23 protein-coding genes are annotated in these 20,358 nt (G+C 42.3%); 5 read left to right on the forward strand and 18 right to left on the reverse strand.

The window, feature by feature from the left end; genetic code table 11:
- Positions 1–116 precede the first annotated feature (116 nt).
- Both MFP28_RS11065 and hisS read right to left on the reverse strand, forming a co-directional pair.
- Entirely contained in the window at positions 117–404 is a 288-nt protein-coding gene (locus MFP28_RS11065) for a WXG100 family type VII secretion target (protein WP_032909143.1), read from the reverse strand.
- Positions 405–571: 167 nt separating this feature from the next.
- Positions 572–1,852, reverse strand: coding sequence for a histidine--tRNA ligase (hisS, locus tag MFP28_RS11070; protein WP_002907525.1), 1,281 nt, complete (start codon positions 1,850–1,852; stop codon positions 572–574).
- Positions 1,853–2,033: 181 nt separating this feature from the next.
- Between hisS and MFP28_RS11075 the strand changes: the two genes are divergently transcribed.
- On the forward strand, positions 2,034–2,375 hold the full coding sequence (locus MFP28_RS11075) for a metal-sulfur cluster assembly factor (protein WP_002907526.1): 342 nt from the start codon (positions 2,034–2,036) through the stop codon (positions 2,373–2,375).
- A gap of 82 nt (positions 2,376–2,457) precedes the next feature.
- Here the strand turns inward: MFP28_RS11075 and ilvD are convergent, their stop codons facing one another.
- The gene (gene ilvD, locus MFP28_RS11080) at positions 2,458–4,161 is read right to left on the reverse strand and encodes a dihydroxy-acid dehydratase (RefSeq protein ID WP_023917059.1); all 1,704 of its coding nucleotides are present in this window, start codon (positions 4,159–4,161) and stop codon (positions 2,458–2,460) included.
- Positions 4,162–4,416: 255 nt separating this feature from the next.
- On the opposite strand from ilvD, the gene rpmF reads away from it, so the two are divergent.
- Complete coding sequence (gene rpmF, locus MFP28_RS11085; protein ID WP_002907528.1) at positions 4,417–4,599, forward strand: 50S ribosomal protein L32; 183 nt, start codon at positions 4,417–4,419, stop codon at positions 4,597–4,599.
- Positions 4,600–4,614: 15 nt separating this feature from the next.
- Positions 4,615–4,764: a 50S ribosomal protein L33 gene (gene rpmG / locus MFP28_RS11090; RefSeq protein WP_001265622.1), complete on the forward strand. Its 150-nt coding sequence runs from the start codon at positions 4,615–4,617 to the stop codon at positions 4,762–4,764.
- Positions 4,765–4,854: 90 nt separating this feature from the next.
- On the opposite strand, the gene MFP28_RS11095 is transcribed toward rpmG, so the two are convergent.
- Positions 4,855–5,028: a hypothetical protein gene (locus MFP28_RS11095; protein WP_002907529.1), complete on the reverse strand. Its 174-nt coding sequence runs from the start codon at positions 5,026–5,028 to the stop codon at positions 4,855–4,857.
- Between the two features lie 28 nt (positions 5,029–5,056).
- On the opposite strand from MFP28_RS11095, the gene MFP28_RS11100 reads away from it, so the two are divergent.
- Positions 5,057–5,665, forward strand: coding sequence for a CadD family cadmium resistance transporter (locus MFP28_RS11100; RefSeq protein WP_002907530.1), 609 nt, complete (start codon positions 5,057–5,059; stop codon positions 5,663–5,665).
- A gap of 17 nt (positions 5,666–5,682) precedes the next feature.
- On the forward strand, positions 5,683–6,021 hold the full coding sequence (gene cadX, locus MFP28_RS11105; protein WP_032916123.1) for a Cd(II)/Zn(II)-sensing metalloregulatory transcriptional regulator CadX: 339 nt from the start codon (positions 5,683–5,685) through the stop codon (positions 6,019–6,021).
- Between the two features lie 311 nt (positions 6,022–6,332).
- On the opposite strand, the gene MFP28_RS11110 is transcribed toward cadX, so the two are convergent.
- From MFP28_RS11110 to pilM, 14 genes are all read right to left on the reverse strand, one after another.
- The gene (locus MFP28_RS11110) at positions 6,333–6,851 is read right to left on the reverse strand and encodes an AAA family ATPase (protein ID WP_173306647.1); all 519 of its coding nucleotides are present in this window, start codon (positions 6,849–6,851) and stop codon (positions 6,333–6,335) included.
- A gap of 149 nt (positions 6,852–7,000) precedes the next feature.
- Positions 7,001–7,225: a helix-turn-helix transcriptional regulator gene (locus MFP28_RS11115; RefSeq protein WP_002894155.1), complete on the reverse strand. Its 225-nt coding sequence runs from the start codon at positions 7,223–7,225 to the stop codon at positions 7,001–7,003.
- Between the two features lie 2 nt (positions 7,226–7,227).
- Positions 7,228–7,824, reverse strand: coding sequence for a hypothetical protein (locus MFP28_RS11120; protein WP_002907532.1), 597 nt, complete (start codon positions 7,822–7,824; stop codon positions 7,228–7,230).
- Between the two features lie 197 nt (positions 7,825–8,021).
- Entirely contained in the window at positions 8,022–9,056 is a 1,035-nt protein-coding gene (locus MFP28_RS11125; protein WP_002907534.1) for a SepM family pheromone-processing serine protease, read from the reverse strand.
- Between the two features lie 51 nt (positions 9,057–9,107).
- Positions 9,108–9,998 carry a hypothetical protein gene (locus MFP28_RS11130; RefSeq protein WP_002905609.1) on the reverse strand — a complete coding sequence of 297 codons (891 nt, stop codon included), beginning with the start codon at positions 9,996–9,998 and terminating at the stop codon, positions 9,108–9,110.
- 48 nt (positions 9,999–10,046) lie between these two features.
- Entirely contained in the window at positions 10,047–10,961 is a 915-nt protein-coding gene (locus tag MFP28_RS11135) for a hypothetical protein (RefSeq protein WP_002907535.1), read from the reverse strand.
- 166 nt (positions 10,962–11,127) lie between these two features.
- Positions 11,128–11,727: a glucosaminidase domain-containing protein gene (locus MFP28_RS11140; protein ID WP_002894168.1), complete on the reverse strand. Its 600-nt coding sequence runs from the start codon at positions 11,725–11,727 to the stop codon at positions 11,128–11,130.
- A 36-nt stretch (positions 11,728–11,763) separates the two neighbouring features.
- Positions 11,764–12,576: a prepilin peptidase gene (locus MFP28_RS11145; RefSeq protein WP_002907536.1), complete on the reverse strand. Its 813-nt coding sequence runs from the start codon at positions 12,574–12,576 to the stop codon at positions 11,764–11,766.
- A complete protein-coding gene (locus MFP28_RS11150; RefSeq protein ID WP_002907537.1) occupies positions 12,573–13,637 on the reverse strand; it encodes a VanW family protein in 1,065 nt (354 codons plus the stop codon). The genes MFP28_RS11145 and MFP28_RS11150 overlap by 4 nt, the downstream gene beginning before the upstream one ends.
- Positions 13,638–13,644: 7 nt before the next feature.
- On the reverse strand, positions 13,645–14,733 hold the full coding sequence (locus tag MFP28_RS11155) for a hypothetical protein (RefSeq protein ID WP_002907538.1): 1,089 nt from the start codon (positions 14,731–14,733) through the stop codon (positions 13,645–13,647).
- A 55-nt stretch (positions 14,734–14,788) separates the two neighbouring features.
- Entirely contained in the window at positions 14,789–16,498 is a 1,710-nt protein-coding gene (locus tag MFP28_RS11160; protein WP_263281510.1) for an SSA_2305 family type IV pilus system protein, read from the reverse strand.
- 288 nt (positions 16,499–16,786) lie between these two features.
- Positions 16,787–18,373 carry a hypothetical protein gene (locus MFP28_RS11165; protein WP_002899351.1) on the reverse strand — a complete coding sequence of 529 codons (1,587 nt, stop codon included), beginning with the start codon at positions 18,371–18,373 and terminating at the stop codon, positions 16,787–16,789.
- Positions 18,357–18,938 (reverse strand): PilN domain-containing protein, encoded by a 582-nt coding sequence (locus tag MFP28_RS11170; protein ID WP_002894178.1) that lies wholly within the window; start codon positions 18,936–18,938, stop codon positions 18,357–18,359. Before MFP28_RS11170 ends, MFP28_RS11165 begins: the two co-directional genes overlap by 17 nt.
- Entirely contained in the window at positions 18,938–20,350 is a 1,413-nt protein-coding gene (pilM, locus tag MFP28_RS11175) for a pilus assembly protein PilM (RefSeq protein ID WP_002907540.1), read from the reverse strand. Before pilM ends, MFP28_RS11170 begins: the two co-directional genes overlap by 1 nt.
- Positions 20,351–20,358 lie beyond the last annotated feature (8 nt).

The raw sequence follows: 20,358 nt of genomic DNA on the forward strand, positions 1-20,358 counted from the left end.
TTGCCTTTACATTGCAGTGATTTTCTTATCAAACATGAAAGAAACTGCCATTTTTTCATTTTTAATCTTTACAAAAATAGGAAGGCTCTTGCCTTCCTAAAGCCGTTATAACAAAATTAGTGAATTTGTGCAGCGATATCTTGGTCAGTTTGCTCAACAATGTCAGCAACTTTAACCAATTGAGCATTAATATCTTGAAGCAAGGTTGCAAATTCTCTGATTTTTGGAGTCAATTCATTGAATTGTGCTTCAAAGCTATCAAATGCAGAACCATCCCAGTTATCTGAGATAATACCTTGTTCACGAGTCAATTCATTAAGAACTTGAGTTACATTTTCAGAACCTTGAGTGTATCTTTGCGCAGATGTGCGTAGATCTTCTGGAGTTAATTTAATTTGTGCCATAGTTGTTTCTCCTTTAGCAAATTTATATAACGGGTACATTATATCAATAATCACTTTATGTTTCAAGTTTTTAAATATATTTTTTTAGAAAATATATTGACATGTTGTCAACCGAGTTCGTTTAAACGTCTGATACTATAGCGTTTTTGACTGTTAGATTCAAACCTTTAAAACCCCAATTTCTCAAAAATAAGCTGATAGTTTTCTTGGATTTGGTCTAGGCTAACAGTAATCTCCTCACGATTATAATTGTTCTTAACAGTCACCTGACCGCTTTCCACTTCGCTTTCACCCAAGGTGATAAGAGTTTTGGCTTTAAAGCTATCAGCCGACTTAAACTGAGCCTTGAGCTTGCGGTCTAGATAATCCCTTTCTGCCGCAAATCCTTGTGCGCGGAGAGCCTGCACTAACTCCAAAGCTCTGTCATTGGCACCAGCTCCTAAAACAGCTACATAAACATCCAGAGCGGTTTCAATCGGCAGCTCTACTCCTTGCTTGTCAAGTACGAGAAGCAAACGTTCCAAGCCCATACCAAAGCCGACACCTGGAGTTTCAGGGCCACCAAAGTAAGCTACCAACCCATCATAACGGCCGCCAGCACAAATAGTCAGCTGACTGCCAGCCACCTCTGTCGTAAACTCGAAAATGGTGTGATTATAGTAGTCTAGCCCACGGACCATGTTGGTATTGATGACATAAGGAATCTGCAAGGTCTCCAGCATGGATCGAACGGCCGCAAAGTAGGCACTGCTCTCCTCATCCAGATAGTCCAGAATAGACGGAGCACCTTCTACAGCCACCTTGTCCTCGGGCTCTTTAGAATCCAACACGCGCAGCGGATTCTCCTCCAAGCGACGTTGGCTATCTGCTGAAAGGCTAGCCTTCAGTGGAGTCAGATAATCAATCAAGGCCTGACGGTAAGCAGCTCTGCTCTCAGGATTCCCCAGCGAGTTAAGCTCCAAGCTGACATTGGTAATACCAATATCCTTGAAAAATTGAGCCGCCATGGCAATCATTTCTACATCTGTAGCAGGATTGCTAGAGCCAAAACACTCTGCACCAATCTGGTGAAACTCCCGCAGACGTCCAGCCTGAGGCCGCTCATAGCGAAACATAGAGCCCATATAGTAGACTTTGACAGGCTTTTGCACTTCAGGAGCAAAAAGTTTATTCTCTACATAAGAACGCACCACAGGTGCTGTCCCCTCTGGACGCAGCGTAATATGGCGGTCGCCCTTGTCATAGAAGTCATACATTTCCTTAGTCACAATGTCTGTCGTATCCCCGACCGAGCGGCTAATGACCTCATAGTGCTCAAAAATTGGCGTGCGGATTTCGCCATAATTGTATTTTCTAAACGTCTTGCGGGCAAAGTCTTCTACATACTGCCACTTGGCTGATTCTTGAGGAAGAATGTCCTGAGTTCCTTTAGGTTTTTGTAATTTCATCTTCTGACCTCCGCCTTCTTTAGTACTTATATTCTATCATAAGTCCTCCATTTTGAGGAGTCCGAAAGAGATTTTTCATTTGGAAGAACTAAATCCGTTTTCACGTTCCAAAATAGCTTGAAAAAAAGTCTGAATTGTGAGAAAATAAAAACAATTCAACTCAGAATAGAAGGGGATAGCCATGAGAGATGATATCAAAATCAATGATCGAGCAGCTGCAATTCAGGATAAATTGGTGGAGAAGCTCGAGCGTATTTACGATCCGGATGTAGAGCTGGATGTCTATAACTTAGGGCTGATTTATGAAATCAACTTAGACGAAAACGGCCACTGCAAGGTTGTCATGACCTTTACCGATACAGCCTGTGACTGTGCTGAGAGCCTGCCCATCGCCATTATGGACTCTCTTAAAAAAATAGATGAGATTGAAAGCACCTCTGTCGAAGTTACTTGGTCTCCTGCTTGGAAAATCACCCGTATCAGCCGTTTCGGCCGCATTGCTCTGGGAATCAGTCCTAGATAAGAAGACGACTAGTTCATCTACATTTAAAGTAAAAATATCAAACCCGCTAGAAAAACTAGCGGGTTCTTTTATCATATATAAGCTATTTTTTACCAGTTTCTTCTGGTTTCCAGAAGTCTGTAACAGCACCTTTAGCGGCAGAGGATACCATGTGAGCATATTTACCAAGTACCCCGCGACTATAAAGCGGTGGGATGGTCGTTTCTGCCTTGCGTTTCGCCAGCTCTTCGTCAGAGACTGCCATGGAAATTTCCTTGGTATCTTGGTCAACCGTGACCATATCGCCTGTACGAAGGTAGGCAATCGGGCCACCATCCTGAGCTTCCGGAGCAATGTGTCCGACAACCAGACCGTAAGTACCGCCTGAGAAGCGACCGTCAGTTAGAAGTGCCACCTTGTCTCCTTGGCCTTTCCCTACGATAATAGAAGAAAGTGACAGCATTTCTGGCATACCAGGGCCACCCTTTGGTCCAACGTAGCGAACTACAACCACGTCGCCATCGACCACTTCATCGGCCAGTACCGCATCAATAGCGGCTTCTTCCGAGTCAAAGACCTTGGCTGGTCCAACGTGACGACGCACTTTAACACCAGAAACCTTGGCAACAGCGCCGTCTGGAGCCAGATTACCATGCAAGATAATCAGCGGACCGTCCGCACGTTTTGGATTTTCAAGCGGCATAATGACCTTTTGACCTGGTGTCAGGTCAGCAAATTCTGCCAGATTCTCTGCCACAGTCTTACCTGTACAAGTGATGCGATCACCATGCAGGAAGCCGTTCGCCAAGAGATATTTCATCACAGCCGGTACCCCACCAACCTCATAAAGGTCTTGGAAGACATACTGACCAGATGGTTTCAAGTCAGCCAAATGCGGTACTTTCTCTTGAATGACATTAAAGTCATCAAGCGTCAGCTCAACATTGGCCGCGTGTGCCATGGCCAGCAAGTGCAGAGTAGCATTGGTCGAGCCACCCAGAGCCATGGTCACTGTGATTGCATCTTCAAAGGCTTCACGTGTCAAAATATCAGACGGCTTCAGCCCCATTTTCAGCATTTTCACAACAGCACGACCAGCTGCTTCGATATCCTCTTGCTTGTCCTTGGACTCAGCAGGGTGAGAAGAGGAGCCTGGCAAACTCATGCCTAGAACTTCAATTGCCGTCGCCATAGTATTGGCTGTATACATACCACCACAGCCACCAGGGCCAGGGCAGGCATTACACTCAATGCGTCGTACTTCCTCAGCCGTCAAGTCACCATGGTTCCATTTCCCGATTCCTTCAAAGACAGAAACCAAGTCAATGTCCTTGCCGTCCAGATTCCCCGGTGCAATCGTTCCGCCGTAGGCAAAGACAGCAGGAATATCCATGTTAGCAATGGCAATCATGGAGCCTGGCATATTTTTATCACAGCCCCCGATAGCTACAAAAGCATCCACATTATGCCCGCCCATGGCAGCCTCGATGGAGTCTGCGATAATGTCGCGTGAGGTCAGAGAGAAGCGCATGCCCGGCGTCCCCATGGCAATCCCGTCCGCAACCGTAATAGTCCCGTACTGAACAGGCCAAGCGCCCTCTGCTTTGATGCCTTCCTTGGCCAGCTTGCCCAAGTCATGCAAATGGATGTTACAAGGTGTATTTTCCGCCCAAGTGGAAATCACCCCAACAATAGGCGTTTCAAAATCTTTATCAGTCATCCCCGTCGCGCGAAGCATGGCACGGTTAGGAGATTTAACCATACTGTCATAAATCTTACTTCTGTGACGAATGTCCTTATCTGTCATATCTTTCCCTTTCATTACAGTAATCTTTGTGCTTTATTATACCACACTTAGGCTGTATTTTACAGAAGAAAATTTTTAAATTTTCAGAAGATTGGGAAAATATAGAGGCGGATTTGAAACTTTTTCCTATCAAGCAAAAAGAAGAAAAAAATCTGTCAAGTAACTTTACTTTACAAAAAAGTTTTGTTATACTGTTAAAGTTGATGAAAATCATCAAATTGAATCGAATTCACAATCTAAAAGGAGAAACAAACAATGGCAGTACCTGCACGTCGCACTTCCAAAGCGAAGAAAAACAAACGCCGCACTCACTACAAAGTGACAGCTCCAACTGTAACTTTTGACGAAACTACTGGTGATTACTCACGCTCTCACCGTGTATCCCTTAAAGGATACTACAAGGGCCGTAAGATTGCCAAAGCTGCTGCAGAAGAATAATAGAAGGGAGCTACCATGCGCGTAAATATCACACTTGAACACAAAGAATCTGGTGAACGCTTGTACCTTACTTCTAAAAACAAACGCAACACACCAGACCGTCTTCAATTGAAGAAATACTCACCAAAACTTCGCAAGCACGTTGTGTTTACAGAAGTGAAGTAAGCATTCAATACGAATCAATACAGAAGAAAAACGCTGATTTCAAGCGTTTTTTCTTTTTGCCAAATGCGATATATTGCACTGTATTTCAATTCAAACTCTACCTTTTTCTCTACCTTTTTTAGATAAATATATCATCTGGATATTGAAGTTAAGCCCTGCTATAATTTCGATGGCAGGGCTTTTTAATATTTGGTACACTACCTTCTTATCTATATTTTGATGGAGCTGAAGTTGACATCTACAAAGGTTAATGTTAAAATACATTCAAAAATATATTTGAATGAGGTGCTTTATGGTTCAAAATGTTGTTACTTCAATAATCCTGTATTCTGGGACAGCCGTAGACTTACTTATTATCCTAATGTTATTTTTTGCCAAAAGAAAAAGCAGAAAAGACATCATTAACATCTATTTAGGACAATTTCTAGGCTCTGTTAGTCTAATATTGCTAAGTTTACTTTTTGCATTTGTCTTAAATTATATTCCTAGTAAAGAGATTTTAGGTTTGCTCGGTTTGATTCCAATTTTCCTAGGACTCAAAGTTTTGCTTTTAGGAGATTCTGATGGAGAAGCTATTGCAAAAGATGGTTTGCGCAAAGATAATAAAAACTTGATTTTTCTAGTCGCTATGATTACTTTTGCAAGTTGTGGCGCTGACAATATTGGTGTTTTTGTCCCATATTTTATTACCTTAAATTTAGCGAATTTGATAGTGGCTTTACTTACCTTTCTAGTCATGATTTATCTCTTGGTTTTTTCTGCCCAAAAATTGGCACAAGTCCCTTCTGTTGGAGAAACTTTGGAAAAATATAGCAGATGGTTTATTGCCGTTGTCTATTTAGGATTGGGGATGTATATCCTGATTGAAAACAACAGCTTTGACATGCTATGGGCTGTGTAAGGCTAGGAGAAAAAATTATGAAAAAAGATAGTATCTGTCAAGTGGATGTTATAAATCAACAAAATGTTACAACCGCATCGAACTACCTTGAAAAGGAAAAAGTCCAAAAATCACTTCGCATTTTATCAAAATTTACCGATAATAAACAGATAAATATCATCTTTTATCTCCTTGCCGTCGAAGAACTCTGTGTCTGCGATATAGCCTGTTTATTAAATCTCAGTATGGCATCTGCCTCCCACCATCTTCGTAAACTAGCCAATCAAAACATCTTGGATACTAGAAGAGAGGGGAAAATTATATATTATTTTATAAAAGATGAGGAAATCAGAGATTTTTTTAATCAACTAGGATAACAACTATTTTTACTACTTTTCCATGATTATATATAGGACTTATCTATGAAATTTTTTGATGAAAATTACTCACAAGAAAGACCTACTCGTAGCAAATGTTTAAGAAAAAAGTATAATTTAAAGCAAACCGACTTGGACTATAAAGAAATTATTTTCTAAGATATTACCAAGTTTGTTGATGATTTGTTTTACCACTGCTTCAGCTCTATTATATTTAGAGATTTAGAAACTGTAGATAGAAGTGAAATAATTGAGATAAAGAAAAGCCTTTGAAATCAGTATTTCAAAGGCTTTTTTTCTTTTATTCGTTCTTAAACAAAAAATCGATCTTCTGTTTTTATGAGATTCACAGTTTCTCTGATATCTAACTGATCCGTATAAAGGAAATGCTCCTGAGTAATATTTTTAGCTAGAAACTCTTTTCTAGATTTGATTGATAAGTCACCCGTTCTTTCTATTTCATTTCTGGATAGGTCCCTTTCTTTAAGCTTTTCTTCTTCTGCCAGCAATACACAGTATTTTAATCTTGTTTGTCTGGCCTTTAAAAAATCTGTAATTTTTTTGATTTGTTCCTCGAATATGACATAGTCTATGATGATAGTCATGCTTCTATTAAGTAAATTGCTGGTAAGACTAATGATATTGTCCCAGAATAAATCCATGTAGTAGCCATCGTCTTCCCAAGGTGCTACTAAGCCGCTTTTAACCATTAAATAAATCATGTCGCCTTCTATCACAGCACTCTTGTCAAAAGAATAGGCTAATTCTTTACTGACACTGCTTTTTCCAACACCTGGAGGACCCGAAATGATATAAACACAATTTTCCAACCTAATACCTCTATACTCTACATACTTGCTCATATTATAGCATTTTTTGGAAAAAGATAAAAACGATGATTCATATACAAATTGAATACTCTAAGCAGCAAACTGCCTAGAGTATTCTGGTTTATGTCACTAGCAGGTCTCGAAAAGAATTATGCCTCCTCTTTCTGTCTGAGTTCAAAGAGATCTTCCACTTTAAGGTTAAAAACTTGAGCAATTTTGAGAGCCATTTCCAGCGAAGGGTTGTAGCGGTTATTTTCCAAGTGCAGAATTGTCTCGCGCCGCATGCCGATGCGGTCGGCTAGCTCCTGCTGGGTCATGCCCATGGATTCGCGAACGGATTTGAGATTAGTGATAATCTTGCTTTCCTTGGCCATGGTTATCCTCTCCGCTCCAAGATAAGATAGACAACTGCAAAGATGCAAATCAAGGCAGCTATGCTAATAAAGATCTGGCCCATGTAGAGAGTGAGAGAACCCATGTACCCAATGATAACTGCTAGGATCATCAGTGCGCCTAGTATAAAGACAAACATCAAGCTAGCTGCCTTAGCTAAATTAGCATAAAAGCGTTCGTCTGGAGTTTCCTTGACATTTTTCAAAGAGAAAAAACCAAATACAATCGCTTCAATAACGAGGCCAACTCCCAAAATCCATTCCTTAATACTGGATCCTTCGCTTGGGGTTGCAACCCAAATTCCTACTGTATAAAAAATGGTTGCTGCAAACAAAAGCATCGTGTATAGCTTAGCAGACAAGTCAAAAATAGTCTTTCCCTTACCTTTCTGACTCTTATGAGGCCATGGTTTCATGTGCAGCCAGCCCCAAATAGCTACAATCTGACCTAACACTGAAATACCGAGAATAATCAACTTGGGTCCCCAACTAAGATTGGAACCAAATAAAACAGTAAAATCAATAAAGAGAGCTGCGGCAATCATCGCAATGAGACCACCCGTTTTTTGACTTTTTTTCATGACAGACTCCTTTCCTTGTGTTAGAAATATTTAACATTCTTTATGTTATAAATATATCACACTTCAATTTGGAAAGCAAGAATTTATGTGCCAAGGTGGCAATTATTTGAAAAAATTATAAAATAAAAGCCCTCGCCAGATAAATAATTAGCAAGAGCTTGTGTTTCTATTGACTATTCATAGAGTAGTAAAGTCTCTTATTCCATCTCTCTGAGGTAGTTCAAAGCTTCGTTGAAGGTTTTGACAGGGACGATTTTCATTTTACTCTTGATTTTGATAGAAGCACGAAGTGCCTCATGGTAGTTAGAGCGCAGCTTGGGATTGTACTGGGCAATATCGGCGTCAATTGTATCATCAGGAACAAAGAAAATCTCGGCGCCTGCCTTATCTGCAGCCATGACCTTCATCTCTATCCCGCCAATCCGGCCAACATTTCCCTTGTGGTCAATCGTTCCAGTACCAGCAATAGTTTTTCCTTTGGTAATGTCTTCAGACACGAGCTGATTGTAAAGCTCCAGACTGAACATGAGTCCACCAGAAGGACCTGCTACACCGTTGCTCTTAAACTCGGTCAGAGGATTCATGGCAACACTGGCTTTAGATCCCAATTCGATTCCCAAACCAGGCTTACCAGTCGTCTCATCCACAATCACAGGACCGCTAGCCAAACCGATTACACCATTACGACTGTACTCAATTGATACCACATCGCCGACTGGCCGCTGTTCCATCTGATCAACGATGTCGTATGGGCTAGTGTAAGTCTGATTGTCAATCTTTAAAATCACATCGCCTCGCTGTAACTCCTTTGATAGAGGCGTCTCGCTGCTGATACCACCTACGTAAATCTCTTTATGCCTAATCTCAACTGTACGACCAGCAGCCTGATAAGCCACCTGCAAAGCATTGAGATGGGAAGAGCCCATAGTGCTGTTCTCTCGCTCTTCCCGTCCCTTCTCCTTATCGAAATAGTTTTCAGGAACAGAGACATACTCTGTTTCCAGCCTGTAATTAGGCAGCAGAGTTAAAAAGAGACTGAACACTCGGGCCTTGGAAACACCAACAGCCATGACATAGATTTTACCTTTTCCTTTATCAGTTCCTCCTTGAACTTGGACAAAGTCTTTGGCATTCAAAGCCGGCCTCACGGTCTCTAATTCATAAGGGAGAGGAATAAAGCCTATCCCAGTTAGCACCAAAGCTGTTATTAAGATTCTTGTTACTGATTTCATACCCTTCCTCTTGTTTCTATCAAGTATTGTCTGGTCTTTCTACTTCCTAAATTAATCACCAAAATCCACCACTTCTGCATCATTTTCCATCAGAGTATCGGCAAAAACTGTCCGAACAACCAGAACAAATACACAGTAAAAGCTACTGAAAACTAGGACAGGAATCATCTGAATCAGGCCAAGTAAATCATCCAGTTCCCCCAGCAAGGGACCAATATACTGCCTTATCAGATCCATCAGGAGATGAGTACCCAAGCCAATCATCCCACCAAAAGAAGCTAGAAAAAAGCTGAGCAGAACATAACGACCCCTGCGCTCCTTCATCAGCAGGACTGACTTTCTCAAACAGCCATAAAAAGAAAGCGGCTTGGCCAGATTGTCTCTGGAGCTAGTATCCTGAATGATATAGGACAGCAAAAAGAAGTGCGAATCAACCAGATAAGTGAAGAGCAGGTAAAAGACCATGAACAAGAAAGGAAAGAGAAACTGGAAAATCACAATGGCCTCTGGACTTACTGCTCTCCGATAAAAGGCAAAGAGACTAGCCACCCCAAGATTGATGCCGATTGCCGACCAACCCATGTACAGAATCAGAACCTGAACTGCACTGACAATGAAGGAATAAAAGAGGCGGGTAAGCAAGCCATCTGAGATACTGTACCAAACTGCATAGCCAAAATAGAGCTTAACCATCTGCGGATTTCGTATCACTGTCAAGGCAAATTTATTGACGTAAGCAAAACCGAAGGCAATTATAAATGCCAAACAAGTCAAGACTAAAATGGACCGGTAAGACCAACTCGAAACCAGCGGAAAAAGAAACCAGCCCAGCACTGCAAGCGGGATTCCGACCAGCAAAAGGCCTTTCAGCCAGACAAAATAATATTCTGTAACAAAAATCCAAGCTTCTCTGAAAACCCTTGTTACTTTTACATCATTCATCGTTCATTATCCTAAATCCTAAAACCCTTTCTAATTTTTTCATAAATATTAATCTCCAAAATTAACTATTTCCCGATCATAAGACATCAGGATGTCAGCCATAACCGAACGGGCTGCCAAGGCATAAATCAGCAAAAAGCCATTTATCATACTAACAATCATTCCCACAACATTAGACACGCCATCGCCAAAAAGTAAACTCAAAACTTCTATTAGACCCAATACTACAGGAATAAGCTTTAAGACAAGCTCTACCAGTAAGTAACGCCCCCTCTGACCATTCATACGAGAAAAGGACTTACCCAAGCTGCCAAAGGCTGACAGAGGACGCAAGAGGTTATCAGAGGAGTTGGTATCCTGAATAATATAGGGCAACAAGAAGAAGTGAGAGACGATAAAATAACTGTAAAACAAATGGAATACCAAGTTAAACATTGGTGCTATCAAAAACATCAGAAAGAGTATACTTGTCATTTTTTCTTGATTATTTACAGCCCAAATAGCCAAAGCATGCCAGATTTCCCGAACATTTGAACCAGGAACCCACATATGATACAAGTATACAAAAAGAAGTAACATAGCTAAGAAAAAGATGAAGACATAAATAGACATAGAAAGCAAACGCCCAAAAAAGCCATCAGAAATACTATAGCCAACAGCCCTCCAGAAGTTTCTTCGCACCATCTGCGGATTACGAACCATGGTCAAGGAAAACTTATGGATATAAGCAATCACAAAAGAACATAGAAATCCCAGCAGAATTATACTTGGAAGAAATGTAGAAGTCAATGGAGAAAAAAATAGAATTAACAGCCCCAGAATAAAAAATGGCAGTTGAATGATAGCAAGCCCTGCTGCCCATACAAAAAAGTAATCAACAGTCAATCCCCAGGCTTCCTTTAACACATCGCTTACGTCAAACTTTTTTTTCATAAATCCCCTAATTAAGTCATTTTTCGCCATAAAAGACGATGTAGATGTCGCAGAAGCAAGTTTTTTGATTTTTTAGTCCCGAGAGGATGATTAGGAATTTTTAGAGCCCCAGAGAGCAGCAAAAACTCCGTCAATCGCCTCACCAAGAAATTCTTCCTATAATAAAGCAAGCTGAGACACGATTGTCCCAGCCGCCTTAACCTTTTTTCAAAAAATTTCGAATACGAATCATAATCTTACTTGACCAAGTTTTGTCAGATGCGTATCTTACATTGATAGCAGCCATGCTCTTACCATTGTAGAACTGACCGCCAGGCTTGAGATAGTGCTCGCTGAGATAGCGGGCAACGGTATCTATACCATCGTCAAATGTTGCGAAATTTCCTGCGCTGGAAAAAGGACTGGAGTCATAAGCCATGAAACCAAACAGGTTGTGCTTGGCCTGAGCAATCTGACTGCGGCCGTAATCCGATTCGTGAATAGCCAGCCCTACGAGAAAAATTGCATTAACTCCATGATCTTTCTCTGCTTTTTTGAAAGCTTTTCCCAATCCAGCCATCGGTGTGCCAGCCAGACGACTATCAATGAAATCGGCTGACACTGTGCTTGGCACTGTTACATCTTCTGAAAAGACGACTGCTCCTGTCTTTTTGGCCTGAAACTGATCTGACACCTGGACTAAAGAGGGATCCAGACTGGCCTTTTCATTTGCCGCTAGGCGGCTGACAGGCAGCACACTGCCTGAAAGGACAGTAGCTGTCGCTAATGCTATGATAACTTTTTTCTTCCTAAACATTTTTTCTATCCATTTCTATTGTCGCTTTTGGTTTTCCTAGATTCCTCCCCAGAAATATAGGATGACCGCCATGATACTCATAGCAGGACCAAAAGGGACTTCTTCTTTCAACTTAAATTTGAATTTCTTAAAGATGGTTGCGATTAAGAGAATCGCTCCAGCCACAAAGAAAGAACCATATCCCAAAATCAGCGTATTCAAGGGGCTAAACCAACTGCTCAGGGCAGCTAAGTAGAGAATGTCTCCCATCCCGAAGGCCTCTTTCTTGTAATAAGCCTTGGCCCCAAAATAAATGAGAGAGTAGAGACCAGCGCCGACTAGCAGCGAAAAGAGCAGTTCCCAATTGAACTCATTGGTAAAAAACGTAACAGCCATACGGCCCAGCCAGAAAACCAGCAGAACCGAGTCCGAGATGTACTGAGTATCAAAATCGATATAACCGATAATGAGACAAAGTGACACCAAAAGACAGGCTGAAGCAACCATCCATGGCCCCTGATCTTGAAAGATCAGATAAGAGGCCAGCCAGAGCAGACCCGTCAGGAGCTCCACAATGAGATAGCGCGGTGAAATCGGCTCCTTACAGTGCTTGCATTTAAAGCCCTGCATGATAATCGACACAACCGGAATCAGCTCCACCGAAGTCAAGACATGGCCGCAGGACGGGCACATGGACCGACCTTTGGCAATGCTCTTTTCCAGTGGCACACGGTAGATGACGACATTGAAAAAGCTCCCAAATACGACACCTAATATAAATACTAAACTTGCAATCATAATTTTTCCCTTTTTATACTCTTTGAAAATCTCAGATGACGGTGTCAAACTTAGACTTCCCTTGAGTATCACTTAGATGCCAAAATAATGGATACTTGCCCCTCCTCCAAACTTAATGAAAATACCATATCTGTTTCTGTATTGTTTTGAATGGTCAATTCGGTCAAACCTTCAGCAGGCGTTCCGATGTTGAAATACTGTCCTCGATAGGAAATAACATTGGTCCGTGAAAAGGCGAGCTGCTGAATGGCATCTATAATCTGCTCAGCACCCTGACCATAAACTTCTTTATTATCCTTGTCCTTGACTGGCAGATAGCCAGACTCTGCATTCAAAGCGCCCAGCAACTCTGAGATTGACTTGGTCTCACCAGGAGCCAAGTAAACATTCTGCAGCTTGTAAAAGGCTGTTTTCATGTTTTGAGCTTGGGCAGCGTTAGTCGGCAGTGGTACTTCCTTACGCTCTATAAAGTGCGTATATTGACTCAGAAGCTCACTCTGATCTTCTGCTTCGACAGGCGTACTCTCAACCTTGACATCATCAAATTTACCAGTCTTGGCAATCTCCTCAGATGCTTGGATAAAAGCAGCAGGGTCAATCTTATAGCCATTAGACTTGTCTCCCACCTTTACATTAGACTCGCCGTCCATGACCAGATGATTGGTCGTTGGAAGCTGACTGAGAACATCAGGATGGGCAGCCAAGACATCATTTAAAGGTCTGAGCCAAAAGAGTCGATTGGGATAGATGGAAATCTGTAGATTTTCCTTGGTATCGAAAAACGGTGTAAACTTATCCCAGACTGTCTTGGCTGAAATATTATCCAGCCGCTTGAGCTCTTCTTCTGTGAAATAGCTCAGTCCTAAAAAGCGCATATCTACAGAGAAGTGTTGCCCCGTAGACAGCTGAAATGTAGCCTTATAGGGCAGTTCTCTGTAAACTTCAATCTCAGCTTCGCTCCGAGAGCGTACCTTCATAGAGGGGCGGCCATTGATACTCAGGTCAATCGTTGGATTAAAGACAAAAATGACATAAAATAAACTACCCAGCAGAAAGGCAGCAAGTGTCGCTGCTGGAAGTAGTTTTTGATATTTTGATGAAACCTTTCTTTTTCTTCTTGACATGAATCTCATCCCAACCTTATACTACGCATTCAGCTAAGCGGATAAGGAATTTACGGTCGATACGGCGAAGAAAATCAATGATGTCATCTGAAACAGTATCTCCGGCATTCAGGATAACTCCTCCATCTGCATTAACAAGATCTTTTTGCAGTGTTTTGCCTACCAGAAGACGTTTTTGCCGATCGATAAAGTCGTTGACAGCTTTCTTTGCTGCTGACTCTTCTTCAGCAACTGGCGCTGTGCTGATAGTTGTTTCTACTTCCTCAGCAGGGGCTGCCAATACTTCTTCCAAAGCAGCATCCAGACTCAGCGCTGCATCTGTTTCTTCAACTTCTTCTTCAGCTGGAGCTGTTGTTTCTTGTATCAAGTCTTGAACTTCTGGTTCTTCTGTTGTCTCTACGACTGCTTCAGAAAACTCCAACTCAGGAGCAGCAGCTCCCAGACCTACAGCAGCCAAGGCCTCTGTCAAATCTGTCGCAGCTTCTTCTTTTACATCTGCTTTTTCATCTACAACTGGCTCAAATACAGGTGCTTCAGCAACTACTTCCTCAATTTTTTCGGCAGGTTTTGCAGCTTCAGTCTCATGGAGCAGATCTGCTGCAGCCAGACGTCCCATTTCTACATCTGCTTCAAGATGAGGAGCTGTCTTTTTTTCATCATTGAGGATGATGTACTCTTTACCAATCATCAAGATGCGTGATTTAGGAATCTGAATTTCCTCGCTGGCATCTTCAGAATTAACCACCAAGTAACCAATTTCATTCTTTTCGTCAATATGATAGTCAACAACAGTTCCCACCTTGTTTCCATCAATTGTGATGACAATTTCGTCAAAGACGCTACCCTGCTTGTCGTTTAAGACCTTCAGATCGGCCTCTTCCAGCTCTTGAAAGACTGAGCTGTTTTCTACCATGACCGCAAAGTCACCGATGCCTTGGATGTTCTTGCTAGACAGCAAGGCAAAAGGCTGTTCAGACTGCTTTGACTTAATAACAAAAGTCAGATTGACCCCCTCGTCAACAAAAACTTCATGGACTTCACCCAGTCCCATCCCTTTTTCAATCTCAATGACAACGGTCCCTGTGATTGTTTTACAACTTTTCATAATTTCCCCTAAAACCCTTCTAATTGATTACAATCAATTGTATGTTTATATAGTATTAATTTTTCCCGATTTTGTCCAGCATGTTGAACGCTTCTTGACGAAGATTTTGATCGGAGCTGCCTTGGACAATTTCTTTCAGATAGCTCTCAGCTTCTTGAACTGCATTAGAAGCCAATAATTCCTGACTTTCCAGTAGGAGGAATTGGAAATAGACCTCTTTATCTCCCGCAGTTGCTGCAGCTGGTCTTGCTTCTGCTGCTTCCTCAGCCTTGAGGATATCAGTAATTTTCTGAAGTAAATCTTCTTCTGTTTCATCTGCAGCCGGAACGACTGGAGCTGCTTTGACTTGTGCTTCCTCAGCTTTGAGGATGTCAGCAATTCCCTTGAGCAAGTCTTCTTCTGTCTCATCTGCAACTGCTTCTTGAACAGGCTCAGCCTGTGTCCAAAGAGTGTCTTCAGAAACTGATTGAACAACCGCTGGTTCAGCAGCTTCTTCAAACTCAAACGTTTCTGATGCAGGTTCGAAGCTGCTTTCTTCCTCCCAAGTCTCTGCCACTTCAGCAGTCAAATCTTCCTCTTCAGATCCCAGCAAATCATGCTGAATCTGGCTGAGAATATCTTGATAACCCTGAATATCAGCACGATCACGGCTAACCATAGACTCTTCAGTAGCAGAAAATTCTGGCTCTGCAGCTGCTTGACTGAAGGCGGAATCCATCTTAGCTTGTGGTTCAACACCCGAGTCAGCAAAGAAGAGAGATTCTAAGCTGTTTGCTGCTTTTGACTCTTCTGCTCTAACTGGCTTGATATCTCCCGTAGCAGCAAAAACATCTTCTAGGCTGTTGCCTCCTACCTCTTCTGCCACTGGCTGCTGAGTTTGTTCTTGCTCAGTGAAGAATTCTTCCTCATCTTGAGAAACAACACCTGTCACCTCAACCGCCTGCGGTCTGAAGTTGCCATAGCTAGACTCCGTATAGGACATCGGTCTAATCTTAGACAGAACAGCTGTCTCAAAGGCTGGATCATCTATATCTGTATAGCCTTGATTGCCGGCTGCATTTGCTTCCGTAGGCTGAATCAGAGAGTTGGCCACCTTAATCTTAGTAGAACCCTTTCGGTGATGAAGCAGGGACTGCAAAAATTCATCATTGGCCTTTTGTGCGCTGTGGTCCATACCCACCATACCGACCTCAGCTGCCGCTAGCTGACTGTTTGGCTCATATTCTCCAAAGGCAGGAGCTGTAGCCAAGTTATCAACAGGGTAGAGAGGTTTTACTTTCTCAAATCTTGTCATATCCTTTTTGATAGAACGGTCTGCTAGGGTGCGACCAGAAGCAGATACTCTCTGCCTTGCCGGACTTTCCTCAGCCTGAACCCTTTCTTTACTTTCCTTTCTCATCCTACCGGTTGAAGCATTGGAAAAGTTCAAATCTCTAGCAGATGACAAGCTTGCTTCCTTAGCTTCCTTCCGCGAGCTCTTAGCATGCTTCTGGCTTCTGCTTCGCGCAGAAGCAGTTGCTCTCTTCTTGACTGGAGCTAGCTCCTGTGAAAAGAGCAGCACCATATAGACAGCCAAGGCCAAGGCACAGAGCCCAACAAAGGCTATGCCGGGAACTTGTTGAAAGAGGAATGGAGCACCAATCGCAAATAGCATGACCCATACTACGAGAAAAAGGCGCTTTATTAATGAAATCCTAGAAACAAATAAAATGCTAATCGTATGCAGCGCTATAAGCCCTGCTCCAAAAGGTAAAAAATATGCCATTTGAATATTTTCGACACCCCCCACTTTCTAAATGATATTAAACTTTTTCAATGCAAAACCAGTCTTGATTTTGTTTTTCCATAAACTCCATTAAAACCCAAAATAGACTCGGGCGTCTATTCTGAGTTTGCTTGTATTATACTTCAAATATCTCTATGTTTTAGTTTACTATAAATGCACCGTGAATACTAGTCTAATAACTTGGTTTTTAGCATTTTTTTAAGAAAAATTTACTCATGCTCTTGAAATTTTAAACCATAGACTTATTTGGTATTTTTTCAAAGTATTTTAGCTAACTACCAAGTTATTCACAGATAGGTTATCCAGCTTCATAGTCGTTTCAGGGCTTTCTCCGCTTGGAGTTTCGAAGTAGTAACCCACAATAGTCATTGGATAACTGAATCCTGGAATGTTTTCAGGATCGAAGCTAACTTCGCGCCAGCCAGTCCAGCTGTTGGGACGAATGACGTGAAGATAAATCTTCTGCCCACTGGCATTCTTGACAATCAAGCCAATCTTGCCCTGCCATTGATTAGACAGAGATAGAGAGAAGCTGATAGCATCCGGCTTATTGTTCAAGGATACATACGGTGCTGCAAATTCCATTTCATACATAGTAGAAGACTTGGTTGCTGGAATCTTAACCACATTGGAACCTGAACCCTCAAGGAAGTCCGTATTGTCAACAGTCACATCATACTGATTGCTGCCGCCTGACTGAGTCAGCTTAAGAGGTGACTCGAAGCGGTAGATAGTTGATGAATTGTAATAAGCTGACAGACCATCGTTCCGACTAGACTGAGTGCTAAGCTGCTCCAGATAAGACGGAGCCAGATTGGTACTGCTGTTAGCATTCGCGCTGCTAGTTGTATTGGTTGTTGCGGCCCCCAAACTGCCCTTATTACCAGTTGCATCTGTGCCGCCACCAGCTGTTGTTACAGATATAGAGCCTGCCTGCCAAGTCGGAATCGCAAATGGAGACTCCCAGTTAGCAAATTGAATAGGCGTCTTATCGACATTACTCTCCAGAGTCACATAGCGCTCGACGTCTTTAACCTGATAGAAACGCAGCTTGATTTTACCGCTGGTTAGATCAGGGTTTTTGTTTTCCTCTGTGCTAGATAGGCTTTTCTTTCCGCCCAATTCCAGTTCGCTGGAAACGATTTTTTGTTGATTGCCATCAATCAATTCCAACAATTTCAGAACCTGTGTATAAGTTCCTTCGAACTCAATGTCTGCTGTCATCTGCGTGATGTTGGTATTATTGGTCGTTCCGTTCCCTGGTGTCGCTGTATTAGCTGCCGTTGTTGTTGCAGTATTCGCATCTGATGAAGAGCTACTGCTAGATGAAGACGAGGACGATGTACCAGACGAGCTAGAGGTCGTACTGGATGAAGAAGACGTCTCACTCGAGCTTGAACTGCTAGTCGTACCAGAAGAGTTGGAGTTTTGACCCTTGGACGAAGTCGCAGCCAATCCCTCCTGCTGGAGTTCCAACTCTGTGCTCTCAGTATAGTTGACAGACTTGAATTTAATACCGCTTTCGTTGACTAGCTTGTCAATCAAGAAGATGAACTCCCCTTGATTGGTCGTACCATAGTATTTCTTAGCCTGATCCAGAGTCTTAGCATTCAATGTTTGGAGCTGTTTGGTAAGAGACTTTCTCTGACTAATCTTGGCATTCTTGCCTTCCAACTCTGTCGAGATAGTTGCATGCTCTTCAGCTAACTGCGCCATCCGTGTATAAGAATTTGTTACCAGATACCCACCACCAGCAAGTACCGCTACTCCTCCAACACAGGCCAACAATTTCTTGTCACGCTCATTTAAATTACTCAGGATTTTTTTCTTTTCTTTCTCATTTTTGCTCTTCATTGAAATCTACATCCTTCGTTAAAATTTTAATGTTAAACTTGTACACTGTATTGTTATCCTTTTCCTCGCGAGTAATGTTATCCACAAAAATATGGTTAAACTTCTCAGACTTACGAAGCTCTTCCTCAAACTTAGCGATAGAAAGATGCTCTTGAGACGAACCATTGATTTCTACATTGTCGTTATTAATCTTGATATCGTCAAAGACCAGGTTCCGTGTCACGTTTTTATTAAGGAAGTCCATAAAGGCTTTGTTTACTCGGTGCAGGCGGCGGAAATCACCTTCCAGGCTGGTAAAGAGAAGTTCGTCATTCTTGACCGTTACAATCTTATCTTCAGTCTCAGAGACTGCCTTCAGCTCTTGAGCCATCTCTGGACTCTTGAGCGTCTGCTCCGCTCGATCAATCTCACCTTGGAGGTGCATAGCGCTAAACTGGAAGAAGCCAATCAGCACAATCATAATCGCTGCAATCCCAGCAAAAGCGGAAATAGCAGCAAGTTTTAGTGGACTGGCTTTAGCCGGTGCCACATGATATTTTGAAAAGTAGTTTAAATCTCTCCGCATTAGTTTGCTCTCCTAATCAACATGGCTGTAGCCGGAATGAACTCCGCATTAAACTCGGCAGAACCTTCCCACAGTACATTCTCATAATCTACATTATCAATTGAGATGAATTCCCGATTCATGCTCTGCTTCAGAATAGCTGCCAACTGCCAGCAAATGTCCTGGTCACCAAAGACATAGAAACTGTCAATGTTGAGACCAGTCGATCCACTAAAGAAGTTTTCAGTATTGAGAATGTGGTTCTTCGCATCAGCCACCCACTCATCCAAGGCCCTCTTCAAGAGACCTGTATCCAGATCATCTGAAGCCACTGCTGGAAGCTTCTGCAATAGACTAGCGTCGTCTGCATAGCTCAGGATGTCCTTGTAGCCACGGTTGAGATAGTTGCTGGTCACAAACTTGCCTTCTGAGTAGAGATAGACACCAATGAAGCTCTTGCTCAGATGTACCATGCCGACATTTTCCTTGGTCAGCTTCTTAGCACGATTGTTAACCGCCTGAACGCGTTCCAGCCATTTTTCAAAGGTATTAGACTGAAGGTCAAAGACATAAGGTGTCAGCTTCAAATTCTCAGCCAAGCCCAGATATTGCTCTACCACGCCTTTTGGCACAGCATAGACCATGAGTGAGCGAGTATCTTCATCAAGCGGAAAAGCTGAATTAGACTCTTGCTCTTGGAACTGTATAACATAAGAAGTCGGATCAATATCCAGATATTGCTGGAGCTCGTAAGATACCAAGCCCTCAATATCCTCATCATTCTGCACACTAGCTGCCACATCAACCGAACGGGCGATGATATTGGTATTGCCCAGAGCAAAGAAAGCGTACTTAGCAGTGATTGCATGCTGCTCCATCAGTTCGCTGATAATATTTTTGAGAGTAATCGGATCGATAATCTCACTATTCAGTACAACACCTTCTGGCAGATTGGCAGATGCCATCTTGATAATCTCCAGCTCATTGCGCTTCTGTCTAGCAACAACCAGATAGACTGATTCGTCAGTGAAGTCAATGGCCATCAGATTGCCCTTGATTGGTTTACCAAACATAGTGTAAGGTGCATGCATTCTAGTGACCGGTTGACTCGCCACACCACTGCCTTTCTTAGCAAAGAGCGAACGATTTCCAGACTTAGCAGGCATGTCATCACTGCCACTATTCTTAGAAAAGAGCGGCTTGTTGAGCTTGGTTAAGAAGCTCCCTTTTGCCGTTGACTTTTCCTCATCGTCAAAGTCTTCTTGACGATCTGACTTGATCTGAACTCCTTGAATAGATAAGTGTTCTTTATGTTTCCCTTTTGATGAGAAGAGCGGTTTATTTAATTTTCCTAAAAATGAGCCTTTTTTCTCATTATCTTCTTCGTCCAGAGCTCTTCTGCGCCCCTTGGACGAAAACATATTTTTTGCCATAATCTCCT

This window comes from Streptococcus sanguinis (assembly GCF_050234405.1).
Classification (GTDB): Bacteria; Bacillota; Bacilli; order Lactobacillales; family Streptococcaceae; genus Streptococcus; species Streptococcus sanguinis_W.